Consider the following 15,647-nt stretch of genomic DNA (forward strand, 5'->3'; position numbering starts at 1 on the left):
CCGAGATAGGCCACTTGCAGGATCACGTAAATCACCGTCGCCAGCAAAATCGAGCCGACCACCGCAAGTGGAATGCTGCGGCCCGGATTGCGTGCCTCGCCAGCCAGGTTCACCGGACTCTGGAAGCCATTGAAGCTGAAAACGATGCCCGCCGTGGCGACCGCCGTGAGCACCGCAGCAAAATCGATCGCATGCGTGTTGCCATGAATGCCCACCGAGAAATTTTCGGGATGAAAGCCACTGGCGATCAGCGCCAGGCCGGTCGCTGCCGGCACCACCAGTTTGAATACGGTGATGGCGGTGTTGGAATGCGCAAACAGCTTCACGCTCCAGAAGTTGAGCAGAAAGTAGATGATCACCAGCACCGCCGCGATGCCCAGGCCATAAGGGCTCAGCTCGCCCACGCCATGGCTGACGTGATACAGATCCTGCGCCCACGTCCACGGCCATGAGGCCATGTACTGCACCGAGGCTTCTGCCTCCACCGGAATCACCGACACGATCGCGATCCAGTTCGCCCACGCAGCGATAAAACCCACCAGCGAACCGTGCGAATAATGCCCGTAGCGCACCATGCCGCCGGATTCGGGGAACATCGCACCCAATTCCGCATAAGTCAGCGCGATGGTCATGATGATCGCCGCGCCCAGCACCCAGGCCCAGACGGCGCCAGGACCGGCCAGGCCGGCCGCCTTCCATGCGCCGAACAGCCAGCCGGAGCCGATGATTGAACCCAAGCCGGTCAGCATGAGGGCAAACGGCCCCACGTCGCGGCGGATCGCGTTGGAAGAAGACATCGAGTACTCCCTTCAAGCCAGAACGGCCGCCTGAGGCGGCACAATCCAGCGATGATGACAGACCGGTATACGCAGTGTCAGCCCGTGCCGGGGCCGGTGGCGCGGAACGGAAGTCGCGTCTTGGGGCGTCGGTGCGCGCCTGATATGGCGATATATCTTTTCATCTCGAATAAGAGATATATATACTGTCGGCTCGACGCCAAGGATTTAGAACATGCCGGCCATCAGCTTCGAATTCTTTCCGCCCAAGACCGATGAACAGCGTGCCCAGCTCGACAAGAGCGCCAAAGAGCTGAAGGCGCTCAAGCCCGAATATGTCTCCGTGACCTTCGGTGCCGGCGGTTCCACGCTGAGCTACACCAGCGAAACGGTGGCGCGGTTGCACCAACAGCATGGCCTGGATGTAGCGCCGCATCTGTCCTGCATGGGCGGCACTCGCAAGGAAATCGCCGACCTGCTCGACACCTATCGCGCTGCGGGCTACCGGCGCCTCGTGGCGTTGCGTGGTGATCTGCCCTCGGGCATGGCATCGCCGGGCGATTTCCGTTATGCCGCCGAGCTGGTGCGCTTCATTCGCGAGCACACTGGCGACCACTTTCACGTCGAAGTGGCGGCGTATCCGGAAATGCACCCGCAGGCCGAAGACGTCCAGGCCGATCTCAAGCATTTCAAAGCGAAGGTCGATGCCGGTGCAAACGGCGCCATCACGCAATATTTCTTCAATGCCGATGCGTATTTCCGCTTCGTCGACGACGCGCGTCGCATAGGCGTGTCGGTGCCGATCGTGCCGGGCATCATGCCGATCTCCAACTACGCCCAGCTCAAGCGCTTTTCCGATGCCTGCGGCGCAGAAATTCCGCGCTGGATCGCCAAGCGCATGCAAGCGTATTACGACGACGCGGAATCCATCCGTGCGATGGGTGCCGAAGTGGTGGCGCAACTGTGCCGCCGACTGCTGGAAGGCGGCGCGCCAGGCCTGCATTTCTATACGCTGAACCGGACGAAAGCGACGCGCGCCGTACTTGATCAGCTCCACTGATGCATCGCCCGCATCGGGCTATGCTTGCTCGATGCGTGCCCTGGCTTTGCTTCTGCTATTACTGTTGTTGCCCTTCTCTGCGGTCAAGGCGCAGGGTGACATCCATCGTTGCATCGGCGCGGATGGCATTCCTGTTTTTACCGATCGCGTTTGCACCGACGTGGACGCCAAGCCGGCGATGCCCACTCCTGCCACGAGCGCATCCGTTCCGGCCGCACCTTCGCAAGCTCCTGCGGTGACCTGCGCTGCGGATCTGCAGCAACTCAAGCAAGCCGTGATCGATGCATTTGCCGAACGCAAACCCAATCGACTTGCAGGCCTGACATTATGGAATGGCGATGGGAAAGACGAAGTCGTCGCGGATATCCGCTACTTCATTCGCCTGATGTCACATCCGTTGATCGACGTGAAAAGCATTCCCGACACCGCATCACCAGGCCATAACGACGATGACGCGGATGCATCTTTGCTTTCCTTGTCAGCCGCACCCAACCCAACACCAGCGCATGACGAGGCACTGATCGTGCAGACTGAATCCGACGACGGCAGCGGCGCCACCGTGCAAACCCGCTTCGACGTGGTGCACCGTTCGGGCTGCGTGTGGTTGCGGCCGCAAAACGGCTAAGCCTCCTAAGGATGCTCTGATTTAATCCAGTGCAGGCCGCAGCAGCCCCGTGTGCCCGCATAGCTTCGGTCCATCGCCTCGACAGACCGCCAGTCTGCCTTCGTCGATGGCCCTGTGCTCTGCAAACACACAGGGCCGCTGCGGCCTACGCTGAATTAATCAGAGCATCCTAAGCGAAAGGTCTCGAAAGACTCGGCGCGTTATCATGGGCAATCCCCACTGGAGATCCCCCATGACCCAGCAGTATCCCGAATGGATTTGGCAGAACGGCCAGATCAAGCCGTGGAAAGACGCCACCGCACACGTGATGTCGCATGCCTTGCATTACGGCTCGTCAGTGTTTGAAGGGATACGTAGCTATGTCACGCCAGAAGGCGCAGCGATCTTCCGTCTTACCGATCATTTAAAGCGCCTGTATCTCTCGGCCAAGATCTACGACATGGTGCTGCCGTACACGCAGGAAGAACTGGCTGCAGCATGCCGCGAAGTGATCCGCAAGAACGGTTACGCCGCGGCTTATCTGCGTCCTGTGGCCTACCGTGGCCTGGGCGGTTTCGGGCTTTCCGCCGAAACACCGATCGACATCGCCGTGGCCACCTGGCCGATGGGTCCGTACCTCGGGCCGGAGGCGCTGGAGGTTGGCATTACTGCCTGCGTATCGAGCTGGCAGCGCTTTGCACCCAATACCATTCCGGCTGGCGCCAAAGCCGGCGGCAATTATCTTTCCGGCCAGCTCGTCGCGCGTGAAGCACGCCGTCTTGGTTTCGGTGAAGGCATCGCGCTTGCCGCCAGCGGCTTGCTCAGCGAGGGCGCTGGCGAAAACCTGTTCCTGGTCTTTGATGGCGTGCTGCACACCACGCCGGCCAGCGCTTCCATCCTTGCCGGCATCACCCGCGACACCATCAAGATGCTGGCACGTGAAGACGGCATCGAAGTGGTGGAGCGCGACATCCCACGCGAATACCTGTACTTGGCTGACGAAGTGCTGATGTGCGGCACCGCCGCCGAAATCACCCCCATCCGCGAGATCGACGGCAAACAGGTCGGCAGCGGCAAGGCTGGGCGTGTCACGCGCCGGCTGCAGGAGCTTTACTTTGGATTGTTCAATGGCAAGACCCAGGACAAGTGGGGTTGGTTGGAGCCGGTTTGAGCTTGTAAAGCGCCTCCCCGCCAGCCGGGGAGGGGGCTGACGACGGCCACTTCATTTTCACCTAAAAAGGTGAAAAGATGTGCGCCATGACCCTCCAGCTCACCAGCCGCCAGTCCAACATCCTCACCTTCATTCGTGCGCGGCTGGAGCAGGGCGGGGAAGTGCCCACGCTGGAGGAAATCGGCCAGGCAATGGGCATTCCAAGCGTGAGCGCCGTGCTCAAGCACGTGCGCGCGCTGGAAGCCAAAGGCCGGCTGGTGATCGAGCCCAACCGCGCGCGTGGCATTCGATTGGTGCAGGAAACCGATCCGCTCGCCGCCGATACCCTGGATCTTCCGCTGGTCGGCCGCATCGCGGCCGGCGAGCCGATCTTTTCCGAATCGCGCATCGAACGCAGTCTGCGTGTTTCCCGCTGGCTATTCCGCCTGAAGCCGGATTACCTGGTGCGCGTGATGGGTGATTCCATGCGCGACGAGGGCATCCTGGATGGCGACCTGGTAGCCGTCCACGCCACGCCTGTCGCCCGGCACGGCCAGGTGGTGGCCGCCCGTGTGGCGGGTGATCGCTTCACCATCAAGCGGCTGCATTGGAAAGGCGATGTGATTCGCCTGTTGCCCAACAGTCCTGGCTATCAACCGATCGATCCCGATCCCACTGAAGACTTTGCCATCGAAGGACTGTTCGCAGGTCTGGTGAGGGGCGGCTGATGGGCTCGGTCGTGGCTTTATCGAGCCTGCTGGAAGCCCGGCAGGTCTGGCGTGGCCGTGCGGCGGCACCGGTGGAGGGCGGGCAACCTACTGGCTGGCCACTGCTTGATGCAGTCCTGCCGGCACGCGGCTGGCCGGAAGCGGCACTCACGGAAATCCTGCTGCCGGCCGACGGCATCGGCGAACTGCGCCTGGTGTTGCCGACGCTTGCACGACTCACCCAGGGGCAACGCCCGGTGATGCTGATCGCGCCTCCATATATGCCTTGCGCGATGGGTTGGCGACAGCAAGGCGTGCATCTGCAACGCGTGGAAATCGTCGATGCCGACGAGAAACACGTGCTGTGGGCGGCCGAGCAATGTCTGCGCTCCGGCAGTTGCGCCGCTGTGCTGGCGTGGCCGCAACAGGCGGATGATCGCAGCCTGCGCAGGCTGCAGGTGGCGGCGGATACCGGGCGTGCGCTGGCTTTTGTATTTCGCGATCGCCGCTATCTGGCGAATGCGTCGCCGGCCGCGTTGCGGTTGGAACTTGCCGCGTGGCCGCAACCATCGATCTGGGTGCGCAAATGCCGCGGCGGCAATGTGCCGATGCAGGCGATTGCGTTTGAGCAGTACAGCAAGGCGCCGAGTTGCGGCGATGAAGCGTTCCGTGCGGCCGTCATTCCAGCGAAAGCAAGTGCGCATACAGCACACATGGGCGTGCTGGCATGTAAGGAACGAGACATCCACTTTCGCTTCCCGCCCATAAGCAGAGGGGAGTAACGGTGCCCGCCTATGCTATGGGTTTGCATCACATTGCCGCACTTGGCGCTCGATGGCGTCCTTCGCCGCCGACCCAATGATGGTCCGCTGGTGTTGGTTGACGGCCCGGCGAATGCGCGTTGCGTGGTTGCTGCCAATGCATCCGCGCAACATGCAGGCTTGTACGTCGGCCAACGCCTGACCGCCGCCCAGGCACTGCTGGCGCAATTCGATGCCATCCCGTACACCGCCGCGGAAGCGGATCGCTGGCAACGCTTCCTGGCTGGCGTGGCATACCGTTACAGCTCGCAAGTCGCATTGCTGCCACAGGCCATCGCGCTTGAAATCAGCCGCAGCCAAAACCTGTTGGGTGATTGGCCAAAGATCGAACGCAACTTGCGTCGCGATCTCACCGAACTGGGTTTCCGCCATTGCATTGCCGCTGCACCCACGCCGCATGCGGCACACGTGCTTGCCGGTGTGAACGACGGCTTGGCCATCCTGACGCGAGAAACCATGCAGCGCGCACTCGATGGCGTGCCCCTGCAGAAAAGCCATTTGCCCGAACGCGCCGTGGATGCATTGCCGCGCATGGGCATCCGCCGGCTGGGTCAGCTGCTGGGCATGCCGCGCGGCGGACTGCAGCGGCGTTTCGGTGCCGAACTGCTGCAGAACATCGATCGCCTGTTGGGTGATATTCCGCCGGGACTCGATCTCTACGTGCCGCCCGATGCCGTGGACTGGCGCATCGAGCTTTCGCATGAAGTGGAAAACATCGCGGCGCTGGTGTTTCCACTCAAGCGCATGACGAGCGATCTGGCGGCTTACCTCGCTGGCCGCGACGGCGGCGTGCAGCGCTTTGCCTTGCGGTTGGAGCATCGCGACCGCGCTGTGACCGAAGTGCAGGTCGGCATGCTTTCTCCCGAGCGCGATGGCAATGTGCTATTTGAAGCAGCCCGCGGACGCCTGGAGCAAGTGCAACTCCCTGCACCCGTGTTGTCAGTGCGTCTGCTTGCTGACGATCTGCCCGGTTTCGTTCCTGCCGGTCGCGATCTGTTCGACGAACGTCCGGCCAATGCGCTGCCTTTGGAGCAATTGCGTGAACGCCTGCGCGCGCGACTAGGCGACCGCGCGGTGTATCGCTGGGGCACGACCCACGATCCACGCCCCGAGCACTCGCAAGGCACCGCCGTGGAGAATGACGACTTCATCGAGCCTCGTGCACGCCCCACCTGGCTGCTCCACAAGCCGGTGCCGTTGCGCGGCGCGCTGCGCATCCTCGCCGGTCCCGAGCGCATGGAAACCGGCTGGTGGGACGGTGATGCGATACGTCGCGACTACTACATCGTCGAAACCGAACAAGGGCAACGCGCCTGGGCGTATTGCACGAAAGATGCGCCGGGCGGCTGGATGCTGCACGGGTGGTTCGCATGACCGACTACGCCGAACTGCATTGCCTGTCCGATTTCTCGTTCCAGCGTGGCGCCTCCAGCGCGCGCGAATTATTCGAACGCGCCAACGACTGCGGCTACACCGCGCTGGCCATCACCGACGAATGCTCGCTTGCCGGCGTGGTGCGTGCGTGGGAAGCCTCCCGCGATACGAAGGTGCCGCTGATCGTGGGCACGGAAATCCAGCTCGCCGATGGCCCCAGGCTGGTGCTGCTGGCAGAAAACAAACAAGGCTATGTTTCACTGTGCCGCCTGATCACGCGAGGACGCAGGGCTTCCGAAAAAGGTGAGTATCGTTTGACCCGGGCAGATATCGTCGACGGCGCACCGGGCACACTGGTGCTTTGGATTCCCGCGCGGGAACTTCATCACGAACATGGCGCCTGGGTGAAAAACACCTTCGGTGACCGCGCCTGGCTGGCGGTGGAGTTGCATCGCGATAGCGATGATGCCGCGCGTCTTGCCGAACTGGAATCACTTGGTGAAACGCTGCAAATGCCGCGCGTAGCAAGCGGCGATGTACACATGCATATCCGCCGCTGCCTGCCACTCCAGCACACGATGACAGCGATTCGGCACCACATGACCATTGCCGAAGCCGGCGCCGTGTTATTCCGCAATGGCGAGCGGCATCTGCGCCGGCGCGCGACACTGGAAAAAATATATCCCAAGGCGTTATTGGACGAGAGCGTGCGCATCGCCAAGCGCTGCACGTTCAATTTAAAAAAAGATTTGCAATACCAGTATCCCAGGGAGCTCGTGCCGGAAGGCTGCACGCCTATGCAGTGGCTGCGTCATCTGGTGGCAGATGGCACGGCATGGCGTTGGCCAAATGGCGTGCCGGCCGAACATCAGGCCACGATCGAGCATGAGCTGCAACTGATCGAGAAGAAAAAATACGAAGCGTTCTTTCTCACCGTGCACGACATCGTTCGCTATGCGCGCAGCCAGGGCATCCTCTGCCAAGGGCGCGGCTCAGCCGCCAATTCCATCGTGTGCTTTACGCTGGGTGTAACGGATGCGGATCCGGCCAAGGTCACGCTGCTGGCGGAGCGTTTCATATCCGTGGAGCGCGACGAACCACCCGATATCGACGTCGACTTCGAACACGAACGGCGCGAAGACGTTATCCAATATGTCTACAACAAATATGGCCGCGAACGCGCCGCCATTGCCGCCACGGTCATCAGTTACCGCGCCAAAAGCGCCGTACGTGATGTGGCCAAGGTCCTGGGATTGCCGGAGGACCAGATAGATAAGCTTGGCCGCTGCTTCTTCCGCCTTGGAGATGCCTCCCTGCCTGACCGCTTGCGGGAGCAGGGATTTGACCCCGATGCGCCGGTCATGCGCCGGCTACTGGCATTGACGCGACAATTGCTCGGCAAGCCGCGTCATCTCAGCCAGCACGTGGGTGGTTTCGTGATCCACGATGCCCCGCTGCACGAGCTGGTGCCGGTGGAAAACGCCAGCATGGCCGATCGCACCATCATCCAGTGGGACAAGGATGATCTGGACACCATGGGATTGCTCAAGGTCGATTGCCTGGCGCTCGGCATGCTGACTTGCCTGCGCAAATGCTTCGAGCTGGTGAAGACCTATCGCGGCAAGGCATTGAGCATCGCCACGATCGAGTCCAACGACAAGCCGACGTACGAAATGATCCAGCGTGCCGAAACCATCGGCGTATTCCAGATCGAAAGCCGTGCGCAGATGGCGATGCTGCCGCGCCTGAAACCGGCCAGCTACTACGATCTGGTCATTCAGATCGCGATCGTGCGGCCAGGTCCGATCCAGGGCGACATGGTGCACCCCTATTTGCGCCGCCGTAGCGGCGAAGAACCGGTCGCCTATCCATCGAAAGAGCTGAAGCCGGTGCTTGAGCGCACAAAGGGCGTGCCGCTGTTTCAGGAACAGGTGATGAAACTGGCCATGGTGGCGGCTGGCTACACGGCCGGCGATGCGGATGAATTGCGCCGTGCCATGGGCGCATGGAAACGTTATGGCGACATGGAGAAACACCACGAAAAGCTTGTTTCCGGCATGTTGGAAAGAGGCTATACGCAAGCGTTCGCCGAGCAGATCTTCAATCAGATAAAGGGCTTCGGCAGCTATGGTTTCCCGGAAAGCCACGCCGCCAGCTTTGCCAATATTGCCTACGCCAGCAGCTGGCTGAAGTGCCATGAGCCAGCCATGTTTGCTTGCGCACTGCTCAACTCACAACCCATGGGTTTCTACGGTCCCAGCCAGATTGTGCAGGATGCGCAGCGCAACGGTATTCATGTGCGCCCGATGGATGTCCGCTATAGCGATTGGGATTGCACACTGGAGCCCGATGCAAGCAGCAAGAAGGGATTTGCCTTGCGCCTTGGTCTGCGCCAATTGCGTGGCTGCAGCGAGAAAGTCGCCGATCGCATTTCGAAGGCCCGTAACGCGGCAGCTTTCCTTGATATTGTCGATCTCTGTACCCGAGCCGGATTGGATTCACACCATCAGGACCTGCTCGCCGATGCGGGCGCCTTGCGTGGTCTTGCGGGGCATCGTCATCGCGCGCTATGGCTCACCTCGGGCGTGGAACCGCAATTGCCCCTGTTCGGCCGCGCCAGCCCGGGTGAGCAGGACATCGTGCTGCCGCTGCCTACGGCCGTTGAAAACATGACAGCCGATTACGCGCACAGCGGATTGAGCCTTGGGCCGCATCCGTTGAAACTGCTGCGTAACCGCCTGCGCGCAGCACGCTACCTGGATTCGCGCAGTCTGCAGAAATTGCCACATGCCGCGCAGGTGCGCACCGTTGGGCTGGTTACGCAGCGCCAGCAACCTCAGACTGCCAGCGGCGTCACCTTCATCACGCTCGAAGACGAATTCGGCCACGTGAACGTGGTGGTGTGGAGCCGCATCGCGCAAACCCAGCGCCGCCCTTATCTGGAGGCGCGCCTGCTGGCAATCGAAGGCCGCTGGGAATCGGTGGATGGGGTAAGTCATCTCATTGCACGAAAACTGCGCGATTTCAGCAGTCTGCTGGCTGATCTCGATGCGCGCTCACGCGATTTTCATTGAGGCGCCGGCGAAAGTGAACGAGCCTTGCGTTGCCAATGTAGAGAGGTGCCCTTACGCAAACGCTACTTATTGAACAAGGCGTGCAAAGGATTGCCGATGATGTCACCGGTCCGATCATCTACCAGCCCGGCGTGATTGCGCCTGCCTTGGCAGTGGAATGGTTTTCCACCCTGCACGAACAGGGTGATTGGCACGCAAGCACGCGGATGATGTACGAGCGAATGGTAGGCGTGCCGCGCCTTCACTGCCACTACGCCACAACGGATCCCAAGCTGCCGCAAGTGTTGCGCCATGCGCTTGCGGTGGTCAGGCAGCACATCCATGCGCCGTTCAACAGCATCGGCCTTAATTTCTATCGCGACGAACACGATAGCGTTGCGCCGCATAACGACAAGCTGCATGAGCTGGTGCCGCATCAGCCCATTGCGCTGCTGTCGCTGGGCGCGACACGTCCCATGGTGATTCAGCGCAAGCAGCCGCCGAGACTAAAAACCGAACTGGAACTGGAGGCAGGCAGCCTGCTGTTGATGGGATGGAACGCGCAGCTGAATTATGACCATGGCATTCCCAAGCTACGGTGGCCGGTGGGGCCGAGGATCAGCGTGGCGTTCCGGGTGCGGCCGGTAAGGGAGGATAAGGCGTGGTAGGTTGGGGTGAGCAAATGCAAACCCCAACATTGCCATGCGTGCAGTCATGTTGGGGTTCGGCGTTGCCCCCAACCTATGCGCGTGCCTTGAGTGCCGCCACCGCAGGCAACTCCTTGCCTTCCAAAAATTCCAGGAAGGCGCCGCCGCCGGTAGAGATATAGGAAACCTTGTCCTCGATTCCATACTTGTCCACCGCCGCCAGCGTGTCACCGCCGCCGGCAATGGAAAACGCCTTCGAATCGGCTACCGCATGCGCCAGCACTTCCGTGCCTTTGCCGAACGCATCGAATTCGAATACGCCGACCGGGCCATTCCACACCACGGTGCCGGCCCTGGCGATCAGCTCGGCATACTGCCGGGCGGTTTCCGGGCCGATGTCCAGGATCATCTCGTCGTCCTTCACCTGGTCCACGGCCTTCACCGTGGCCGGGGCATGCGCGGAGAACTCCGGCGCCACTACCACGTCTACCGGCATCGGTACTTCGGCGCCGCGGCGCTTGGCATCGGCCAGCACCTTCTTGGCAGCAGGAATCAGGTCCGGTTCGTAGAGCGAGTTGCCGACGGCATGGCCCGCGGCGGCAATGAAGGTGTTGGCGATACCGCCGCCCACGATCAGCTGGTCGACTTTGCCGATCAGGTTTTCCAGCAGCGTGAGCTTGGTGGAAACCTTGGAGCCGGCAACGATGGCCAGCAGCGGCTGCGCGGGATGTTCCAGCGCCTTGCCGAGTGCGTCGAGTTCGGCGCACAACAGCGGGCCGGCCGCTGCGACCGGAGCAAACTTGATCACGCCATGCGTGGAAGCTTGTGCGCGATGCGCCGTACCAAAGGCATCCATCACAAACACGTCACACAGCGCAGCATACTTCTTCGACAGCGCTTCATCGTCCTTGCCTTCGCCGACATTCATGCGGCAGTTTTCCAGCACCACCACTTCGCCGTCGGCGACGTCCACGCCATCGAGGTAATCGGCGACCAGGCGTACCGGCTTGCCGAGGTGTTCGCCCAGCCATGCCGCCACCGGCTTGAGCGAGGATTCCTCATCGAACTGACCTTCCTTCGGGCGACCCAGGTGCGACATCACCATCACCTTGGCGCCGGCATCACGCGCGGCCTTGATGGTGGGCAGCGAGGCATCGAGACGTTGCGTGGAAGTGATGTGGCCGTTTTCGATCGGTACGTTCAAGTCTTCGCGGATCAGCACGCGTTTGCCGCGCAGGTCGAGGTCGCTCATGCGGGTGATGGTCACGGGAAAACTCCTGGCAGCTATGGAAGAAGGTCGGCCCAGAGGCCGGAACCGCGTATTTTCCTGCCCGCCTCACGGCGATGCAAACGGCGAGGTTTACACTCAAGGTTTCGGTTCTAGGGAAAGGCCCATGTCTTCCAGTCTCGTGCTTTACAGCTACTGGCGTTCCAGCGCGGCCTTCCGCGTGCGCATCGCACTGAATCTAAAGGGCTTGCATTACGAAACGCGGCCTGTTCACCTGGTTCGCGATGGTGGCGAACAGCACGCGCCGGGCTATGCGGTGCTCAACCCGCAAGAACTGGTGCCGACGCTGGTCGATGGTGACAAGGTGATGACACAGTCGATGGCCATCATCGAATACCTGGACGAGACCCGTCCGCAGCCATCGCTGCTGCCAGCCGATGCGGCAGATCGGGCACGTGTGCGTGCGCTGGCGCAAATCGTCGGCTGCGACATCCATCCGCTCGGCAACTTGCGTGTGTTGCAGCGGATCGGCACGCAGTTCGGCGCCGACGACGAACAGAAAGGCATCTGGATGCGGCACTGGATCGCTGCCGGTTTCCAGGCCATGGAAATGATGTTGGCCAACAGCAAGGACACCGGCCGCTATTGTCATGGCGATACGCCGGGCCTGGCCGATCTATGCCTGGTGCCGCAGGTGTACAACGCGCAGCGATGGAAAATGCCGCTGGATGCTTATCCAACCATCTTGCGCATCGACGCGGCGTGCCGGGAATTGGATGCGTTCAAGACGGCACTGCCAGAACAGCAGCCGGATGCGCCGTAGGTTGGGGTGAGGCGATGGCCGAACCCCAACATGGGATGCACAGGACGATGTTGGGGTTTGCGTGCGCTCCCCCCAACCTACATCAGAACCCCAGCCCGTACGGATCGTTGCCGACAAGCTCCGCCGTCTCCGAATTGCCACCTTCGGACAAACGGATCTTCAAGGCCAGGCCATCGCGCGAATCAGCCTTGGCCAATGCTTCTTCCAGCTCGATGCGGCCGCTCTTGTAGAGCTTGTACAGCGACTGGTCGAAGGTCTGCATGCCTTCCTGCAGGCTGCGGTCCATCGCCTCTTTCACCTCGTGGATCTGGCCGCGGCGGATCATGTCGCGGATCAGCGGCGTGTTGAGCAGCACTTCCGCAGCCGGCAGCCGGCGCCCGTCCTTGCCGCTGACCAGGCGCTGGCTGATCACTGCGCGCAGATTCAGGGCCAGGTTCATCAGCACGTTCTTGTGCGCCGATTCGGGGAAGAAGTTGAGGATGCGTTCCAGCGTCTGGTCGGCGTTGTTGGAGTGCAGCGTGGCCAGGCACAAGTGACCGGTTTCGGAGAACGAAATGGCCGCTTCCATGGTATCGGTGTCGCGGATTTCGCCGATCATGATCACGTCGGGCGCCTCGCGCATCGCGTTGCGCAGGGCCTCGTGGTAGGTGTGCGTATCCAGGCCCACTTCACGCTGGTTGACGATCGACTTCTTGTGGCGATGCAGGTATTCGATCGGGTCCTCGATGGTGAGGATGTGGCCGGACGAATGGCTGTTGCGATGGTCGAGCATCGCCGCCAGCGTGGTCGACTTGCCGGAGCCGGTGGCGCCCACCACCAGAATCAGGCCACGCGGCTCCATGATCAGGTCGCGGAAGATCGCCGGCAGTTGCAGTTGATCGATGCTGGGGATTTCGCTCTTGATCGCGCGAATCACCATGCCTACTTCGCCGCGCTGCTTGAATACGTTGATGCGGAAACGGCCGGCCTCTTTCACCGCCAGGGCCATATTGAGTTCCAGGTCACGCTCGAACTGCGGTACCTGCCCTTCGTCCATGAGCGAATAGGCGATTTTCTTCACCATGCCGCTGGGTAGCCCGGTATTGCCGAGCGGGTAGAGCTTGCCCTCGACCTTGATGTTCACCGGGGCGCCGGTCGTCAGAAACATGTCCGACGCGCCCTTGTCCACCATCAACTTGAGGAAGTAACCGATATCCACCTTAAAGACCCCAGTTTTTTGCGCATTGCATTCAAGGATTATGCCCGACCACAATACGCCGTGACGCTCCGAGAGGAATGAGTGATGGTGCACATATTTTCCCCGTTGACGGTGCGTAAGCGACGCATCCCGATGGTGGCTCCCGTACTGCTGCTGGCCGTGTCGTTGACCCTGGGCGGCTGCGCCAGCGTACCCCCACCCGATAACCTGATGAATCAAGCACAAGCGCAATTGCAAAGCGCTCGCGATGCCGGTGCGCCCGACTACGATCCGGTCGATTTCGGCTTTGCACAGGACAAGTTCCAGCAGGCCCAGCAAGCCATGGCCAATCGCAAATACGACCAGGCGGCCGACCTGGCCGACGAGTCGCGTGCGGTTGCCATCCTGGCAGGTACCAAGGCGCAACTGGCCGCGGCGCGTGCCCAGATTCAGTCCAAAACAGACGCAAACCGTCGCTTGCGCGCACAGAATGCCGAAGCGCAGGCCGAGAACGACCAGCACTACCAGCAGCAGAAAGCCCAGCTGGCCGCGCAGATGGCTGCCGCCCAGCAGCCAGACAATGGCCAGGACGACGGCAACCCGGCTGCCTCCTCCAGCGCCCCTGCGCCGGCCACCAGTTCAGTACTGCCGCAGCAGGCGCCGATGGAGCAAATGCCGGCGCCTTCCTCGTCGGTACTGGGTAATCCGCAGCCGCAGCAACCCGGGCAGGGCGGCTTCCAGACCGTGCCTGACGCTGGCCAGCAGAACTCCGGAGGCCAGTAATGATGAGCGCCATGTTCAAAAAACACCGTTGGTGGGTCATCGCCGTTTCGCTATGGGCCGTGTTCGCCAGCGCTGCCGTCCAGGCGCGCAAGGACGACATGGATGTCGACCGACTTACCAATAGCTTGAATCAGCTGGCTGCCGATCCGAACCTGGGCATCTATGCGCAAGCCGACCAGGCCCTCGCCCGAGACGCCATCAGCCAGCTGGCCCAGGCCGGTTCCCGCGAGCGCCCGCACGCCCTGTACATCGCCGAACGCCGGGTCGACCAGGCCAGGGCGGAAGCGCAACTCCAGGCGGCGCAGCGCCAGCTCAACCAGCTCGACCAGGAAAACGCCCAGCTGCAACTGGAGCGCAGCCGCATCGATGCCACCTCCGCCCAGCAGCAACTGGAGATCCAGCGCATGCAGTACCAGCTGGCCCAGCAGGAAACCGTGCGCCTGCAGGCACAAGGCCAGGAAGCCGCCGACCAGGCCGCCCAGGCCAAGGCCGAAGCCGAGCAGGCCCGCAAGCTGGCGGCGGCGCAAAGCAGGGTAGCGGCAGCCGCCAGGCGGCAGGCCGAGCTGGCGGCCAAGGCCGCCAAGGCGCTGCGCTCGCAGATGCAGGACAACGGCGCGGGCGGCGGCAAGTAACCAGCCACCGGCGTTGCATCGTCGCCTTTGCATCCGCCCGTTTCGTCAGGGGAACGGGTGGATGCAACGTCGCATGCCAGCGGGAATTGGATGTCACGGCAAGCATCGCCGGGGCGGCACAAGCACCTGCATCCCACGCACGTTCCAGCGGAAAAGCCGGCCATCCGTCCCGACCTGTTTTACAGGTTTTTGACTACATTCCACGCTCCCATGCGCCTTCCCGAGGGGTTCTTGCGCCTTCGCCAAGTGGGGAGTAGGGTCGAAGTCGTCGCAACCCTTCAGCTGTTGCGGCCTACCGACTGAATCATGCGCCTACCTATCCACACTCCCTCATCCGTTCCCTGCATCAGGGAGGCGGATTTTGGTTATGCGCGTGATTTGCTTTTGTTCTCAAGCGCCCCATGCGGGCGACTGCAGTCCTACTGCGAGGAGGTTGGATCATGTTCGAAGATCAGCAGCGTGATGCTGTCGAAGCCCTGAAAAAAGCCGATGCCGAGTTTCGCCGGCTCTATCAAAAGCATACCGAGCTCAACAGCAAGGTGGACAACGCCGAAATCGGCGTACTCCCTGTTGACGACATGACCCTCAGTTCGATGTAGAAAGAAAAGCTGCACATCAAGGAACGCCTGCAGCGCATGTGGGACGACTACCACGCGCGACAGCAACTTCATTGAGCGCATGAATCCACAAAAAGCCCCGGAGCGGAAACGTTCCGGGGCTTTTGTTTTTCAGCGTGGAACCTGCGCCGCTGCGGCAAGGCATGCAACCGGCGATCGGCGTTCGCTCCCCGCTCCATTATGATTGCCGCTCAT

General features: G+C 61.7%; 13 protein-coding genes and 2 pseudogenes. 12 read left to right on the forward strand and 3 right to left on the reverse strand.

The window, feature by feature from the left end; translation table 11 throughout:
- Window positions 1–797, reverse strand: a 797-nt coding sequence (locus VMA74_RS06835) for an APC family permease (RefSeq protein WP_325365889.1), incomplete at its 3' end; no start/stop codon positions are given.
- Between the two features lie 214 nt (window positions 798–1,011).
- On the opposite strand from VMA74_RS06835, the gene metF reads away from it, so the two are divergent.
- The 8 genes and pseudogenes from metF to VMA74_RS06875 all read left to right on the forward strand — a co-directional run bounded on the left by metF (window position 1,012) and on the right by VMA74_RS06875 (window position 10,213).
- A complete protein-coding gene (gene metF / locus VMA74_RS06840) occupies window positions 1,012–1,836 on the forward strand; it encodes a methylenetetrahydrofolate reductase [NAD(P)H] (RefSeq protein ID WP_325365890.1) in 825 nt (274 codons plus the stop codon).
- A gap of 31 nt (window positions 1,837–1,867) precedes the next feature.
- Window positions 1,868–2,461 carry a DUF4124 domain-containing protein gene (locus tag VMA74_RS06845; RefSeq protein WP_325365891.1) on the forward strand — a complete coding sequence of 198 codons (594 nt, stop codon included), beginning with the start codon at window positions 1,868–1,870 and terminating at the stop codon, window positions 2,459–2,461.
- A gap of 232 nt (window positions 2,462–2,693) precedes the next feature.
- Window positions 2,694–3,611, forward strand: a complete 918-nt coding sequence (locus VMA74_RS06850) for a branched-chain amino acid transaminase (RefSeq protein ID WP_325365892.1) — start codon at window positions 2,694–2,696, stop codon at window positions 3,609–3,611.
- Window positions 3,612–3,697: 86 nt separating this feature from the next.
- The gene (lexA, locus tag VMA74_RS06855) at window positions 3,698–4,318 is read left to right on the forward strand and encodes a transcriptional repressor LexA (RefSeq protein ID WP_325365893.1); all 621 of its coding nucleotides are present in this window, start codon (window positions 3,698–3,700) and stop codon (window positions 4,316–4,318) included.
- Window positions 4,318–4,920: pseudogene (gene imuA / locus VMA74_RS06860) on the forward strand (translesion DNA synthesis-associated protein ImuA); the annotation flags it as partial. The gene lexA and the pseudogene imuA, both read left to right, overlap by 1 nt.
- Before the next feature lie 171 nt (window positions 4,921–5,091).
- On the forward strand, window positions 5,092–6,492 hold the full coding sequence (locus tag VMA74_RS06865; RefSeq protein WP_325365894.1) for a DNA polymerase Y family protein: 1,401 nt from the start codon (window positions 5,092–5,094) through the stop codon (window positions 6,490–6,492).
- Window positions 6,489–9,566: an error-prone DNA polymerase gene (locus VMA74_RS06870; RefSeq protein ID WP_325365895.1), complete on the forward strand. Its 3,078-nt coding sequence runs from the start codon at window positions 6,489–6,491 to the stop codon at window positions 9,564–9,566. The genes VMA74_RS06865 and VMA74_RS06870 overlap by 4 nt, the downstream gene beginning before the upstream one ends.
- A gap of 80 nt (window positions 9,567–9,646) precedes the next feature.
- Window positions 9,647–10,213 carry an alpha-ketoglutarate-dependent dioxygenase AlkB gene (locus tag VMA74_RS06875; RefSeq protein ID WP_325365896.1) on the forward strand — a complete coding sequence of 189 codons (567 nt, stop codon included), beginning with the start codon at window positions 9,647–9,649 and terminating at the stop codon, window positions 10,211–10,213.
- A 73-nt stretch (window positions 10,214–10,286) separates the two neighbouring features.
- Here VMA74_RS06875 and VMA74_RS06880 read toward each other — a convergent pair whose 3' ends face one another.
- Window positions 10,287–11,459 carry a phosphoglycerate kinase gene (locus VMA74_RS06880; RefSeq protein ID WP_325365897.1) on the reverse strand — a complete coding sequence of 391 codons (1,173 nt, stop codon included), beginning with the start codon at window positions 11,457–11,459 and terminating at the stop codon, window positions 10,287–10,289.
- Window positions 11,460–11,586: 127 nt separating this feature from the next.
- Between VMA74_RS06880 and maiA the strand changes: the two genes are divergently transcribed.
- Window positions 11,587–12,243: a maleylacetoacetate isomerase gene (gene maiA, locus VMA74_RS06885; RefSeq protein ID WP_325365898.1), complete on the forward strand. Its 657-nt coding sequence runs from the start codon at window positions 11,587–11,589 to the stop codon at window positions 12,241–12,243.
- Between the two features lie 82 nt (window positions 12,244–12,325).
- On the opposite strand, the gene VMA74_RS06890 is transcribed toward maiA, so the two are convergent.
- Window positions 12,326–13,441: a PilT/PilU family type 4a pilus ATPase gene (locus VMA74_RS06890; RefSeq protein ID WP_325365899.1), complete on the reverse strand. Its 1,116-nt coding sequence runs from the start codon at window positions 13,439–13,441 to the stop codon at window positions 12,326–12,328.
- An 84-nt stretch (window positions 13,442–13,525) separates the two neighbouring features.
- On the opposite strand from VMA74_RS06890, the gene VMA74_RS06895 reads away from it, so the two are divergent.
- From VMA74_RS06895 to VMA74_RS06905, 3 genes and pseudogenes are all read left to right on the forward strand, one after another.
- On the forward strand, window positions 13,526–14,203 hold the full coding sequence (locus tag VMA74_RS06895; RefSeq protein WP_325365900.1) for a DUF4398 domain-containing protein: 678 nt from the start codon (window positions 13,526–13,528) through the stop codon (window positions 14,201–14,203).
- Between the two features lie 11 nt (window positions 14,204–14,214).
- Window positions 14,215–14,835, forward strand: a complete 621-nt coding sequence (locus tag VMA74_RS06900; protein WP_325365901.1) for a hypothetical protein — start codon at window positions 14,215–14,217, stop codon at window positions 14,833–14,835.
- A 440-nt stretch (window positions 14,836–15,275) separates the two neighbouring features.
- A pseudogene (locus tag VMA74_RS06905) lies at window positions 15,276–15,431 on the forward strand (DUF465 domain-containing protein); the annotation flags it as partial.
- Between the last annotated feature and the right edge of the window lie 216 nt (window positions 15,432–15,647).

The organism is Dyella sp. (assembly GCF_035508675.1).
In the GTDB taxonomy this organism is placed as follows: Bacteria; Pseudomonadota; Gammaproteobacteria; order Xanthomonadales; family Rhodanobacteraceae; genus Dyella_B.